Below are 3,303 nucleotides of genomic sequence, written 5' to 3'. Positions count from 1 at the left end.
ATAAGCAAATTCTTAAGTAGAGAACCCAAATCTATGATTTGGTGTGAATCACTTATCCAGCGAACGCATGTGAGTCGGATTTCCTTTTATATTCTTAAATTCTGAAGAATATATATTCTTAAAATCTTACATTCTAAAATTCTAAAAAATCTATATTCTAAAATTATTTAGAATTTTAGAATCTCTAATAAATAACCATATATCTTTTATGAGGATACATAAAAATACTGCTAAGGAGGGTATTTAATTTATGGCTAGAAGAAAAACATCAAACGTTCCTAAAAATGATTTTGAATATGATGAAGGTGAAGTATATGGTTTTACTAGCGACGCTCCTATAGTTGGTGACTGCATATCTTCCTTCTCTTTTGATGATGATTCTAATATTAATATTATTCAAACTAGTTCTGATAGTAAATCTAATAATAATTCTATTCAAGAAGATCCTAAAAACAATACTCAAACTAATACAGCTTCAACTATTAACAGCAATTTTAAAAATAATATAACTAACTCCATAGAAATAACAAATACTTTAAGCTCTACTAAAGAACTGTTTGATAATAGAAGAACTCCTCTTCCTAATGGTGCCACTCCTGCCATTGATGGTGAGATTCCAAATATTAAAAGAAGCTACACACTTAGAAGTTCTACTATAAGAAAAATAAATGAATTAAAGAGCATACATCCAGATATCAATGTATGTGTCAGTACCATAGTTGATATTGCTATAAATTATTATCATAACCATATTGTAAATGAAGATGGCACTCAGTAATTTATTTTAATTTCAGATAATTATTTGTTCTCTAACATGAACTAATATATTTTATTTCATATATCCTTTGTAGGAGGTGATGTGATTATGGAAGTAACAGATTTAATTAATCTTATAGTAAACAATGGTTTTCCAGTGGCGGTGTCTGCCTATTTGCTAATTCGCTTAGAGAAACAAATTGTTAGCTTATCTAATTCAATTAATAAGTTAAATACCATAATATCAGCTAAACTTGGAGTAGCCATTGATACAGAGGGTTCTACTCATGATTCTCATAAAGTGGCATGACTAAAAGGCGATAGACATTTTGAAGTGTTTATTGCCTTTAAACTTTGCTTATACTATTAAAACAAAACTTAGTAGTTTAATTTTAATTTAGACTATAAAATGATACACGACTTATTAATATTACAAATCTTCATTTTCTTTAATAAAGTATCGTTTAGATGGAAATGTAATTATTAGTCCAACAAGTGATTGTATGATTCCTTGTGTATTATACGAATTCTTAATTTTTAATGCTATAAAAATCATAGATAACACTAAAAAGAATAAATTATAAGTTATCATTAAACCATAACCCCATTTTTTAAGTCTAAAATATCCGTATGATATTATTAACATTACTAAAGCACTTGATATTCTAATTGCACCATCTAATAAATCCGATATCGGAATAATGAGAATACCGAATTGTTCAATAAGTTTTTGTATTGGAAAAAATGATATTATTATAAAAAATGCACCTAGCAAATTTAAATATGCAATGAATGTTACTAATACTGGCCTTTTTAACTTCATATGTATTCACTTCCTAATAGTATAATCTCAAGAAACATTTTTTAGAAGCCACCTCAAATTCACTTCTTGTTCTTTCTAGTTCTTCTAAAATGGTATCAAATTTTTCATTCATTTGTTCATTCCTTTTTGTAAAACTTTTGAATGCTCCTATTCCTCTATGTATTCCCATTATTATTAAAATTATTAATCCAAGTTTGATCTAGTTTTAGCCATTAAAGTAGTATTAAAATTAATATTGCTCGTTTTTTTATCATTTGTTGTCATAAAATTAGTATTTTATTCTTTTATCTCTAATTTTATAAATTTTTATAAGATGGTATTATTTAATTAAAACAAATCAAACCAATCTATATTCTTCTATTCGTGAACTTTCAAAGTCTTTTGCTATCGGTAATTTTATAAAAAATGTGGTCCCCCTCTTTAATTCTGTTTCAAACCATATCTGACCTTTATGAACATTTACAATTGTATGATATGCCATAAACAAGCCCAATCCTGTCCCACCACTTCTTCTAAAAGTAAATGGTTCAAATAAAGTTTCACTTAATTCTTCTGGTATACCTCCTGCAGTATCTCTAATTGATATTATTATAAAATCCCCATCTTGTTCTGTTAAAATTTCAATTGTTCCACCTTCATCCATTATTTGAACCGCATTATTGATAATATTTTCGATTGCTCTCTTTAAAAGTTTTTCAGATATATTTACATAATTATCTTCATTTTTATGTAAACATAACTTGATTTTTTTTGACTCGCAAATGGGCTCAAACGAGAATAAGATTTCTTCTAATGTAGAGGCTACTTTTTGTGCTATAAGTTTCTCCGGTTTAAATATGCTTAAGAGTTCAATAACCATATCATTCATTTCATCAACTTGTTTAATTATCCTATTAAGGTAATTATCAACTTTAGATTTATCTGAATTCAACTTTCCCAACTGTCCTAATCCTCTAATTACAGCCAATGGATTTTTTAGATCATGGATAGTTGTTGCAATTAACTCACTTGTTATCAATGGATTCATGTTAATTGAAACTAGTTCAGAGTTATTACTATTAATATGCATAATTGTAGATTCAATTGAATTTACGCATGCAATAAGTATGTGCAATCTGGCTAAATTGGCATACTTAACCGGTACACTTATATCCATCGCTCCTATAATGTTACCGTTACATATAATAGGTGCACCTATACATGCGCAACCACCATAAGCAGTTGCATAATGTTCTCTTCCATAAACAAGGATTGGTTCTCCTATGGAGATAGCTGTTCCCACTCCATTATTTCCTATATTTTCTTCTGACCAACTTGCTCCAAGACAAATGACTGCCTGCTTTCCTCCAAATTCTTCTGGTGTTCCTCTCAAATCAATTATCCATCCTTCATTATCTGCTAAAGCAACTATATGTGGTATGTTAATTAAGCTGGTAGACAAAGAATCCATATACAACTTCGAAGCTTCAATTAAATACGAATTTTCTTGTACCTTTTGTTTAAGATCTTTATCACTCAAGAACTTAAATTTAATTTTATCACGCTCTAATCCTAAATCATTACACCTCTTCCATGATTCCAACGTAATGCTTCTTGCTATAGCATTTTCATTAATAATTGATATAAAGTTATCCCATTCTTTTAGAATTCCATTTTCATTTAATAAGTACTTCATTTGTATACCACCCCTTATTTTTTATAACATAAGTATAAATAATCCAAAG

General features: G+C 28.3%; 5 protein-coding genes. 2 read left to right on the top strand and 3 right to left on the bottom strand.

Annotated elements, in window-relative coordinates; all coding sequences use genetic code 11:
• The first annotated feature begins 250 nt into the window (after positions 1–250).
• Positions 251–778 carry a hypothetical protein gene (locus COL3_RS24865; protein ID WP_008419138.1) on the top strand — a complete coding sequence of 176 codons (528 nt, stop codon included), beginning with the start codon at positions 251–253 and terminating at the stop codon, positions 776–778.
• 87 nt (positions 779–865) lie between these two features.
• Complete coding sequence (locus COL3_RS24860; RefSeq protein WP_008419140.1) at positions 866–1,066, top strand: YvrJ family protein; 201 nt, start codon at positions 866–868, stop codon at positions 1,064–1,066.
• A 120-nt stretch (positions 1,067–1,186) separates the two neighbouring features.
• Here the strand turns inward: COL3_RS24860 and COL3_RS24855 are convergent, their stop codons facing one another.
• The 3 genes from COL3_RS24855 to COL3_RS24845 all read right to left on the bottom strand — a co-directional run bounded on the left by COL3_RS24855 (position 1,187) and on the right by COL3_RS24845 (position 3,254).
• Positions 1,187–1,579 (bottom strand): hypothetical protein, encoded by a 393-nt coding sequence (locus COL3_RS24855; RefSeq protein WP_008419143.1) that lies wholly within the window; start codon positions 1,577–1,579, stop codon positions 1,187–1,189.
• Positions 1,580–1,592: 13 nt separating this feature from the next.
• Complete coding sequence (locus COL3_RS24850; protein WP_192935961.1) at positions 1,593–1,748, bottom strand: hypothetical protein; 156 nt, start codon at positions 1,746–1,748, stop codon at positions 1,593–1,595.
• A 168-nt stretch (positions 1,749–1,916) separates the two neighbouring features.
• Positions 1,917–3,254, bottom strand: a complete 1,338-nt coding sequence (locus COL3_RS24845) for an ATP-binding protein (protein WP_008419145.1) — start codon at positions 3,252–3,254, stop codon at positions 1,917–1,919.
• Positions 3,255–3,303 lie beyond the last annotated feature (49 nt).

Origin of the sequence: Clostridium sp. LS (genome assembly GCF_002760435.1) — a bacterium.
Lineage (GTDB): Bacteria > Bacillota > Clostridia > Clostridiales > Clostridiaceae > Clostridium.
The sequence above is the reverse complement of the archived record's forward strand: the minus strand, read 5'-3'. Positions and strand labels throughout refer to the sequence as shown.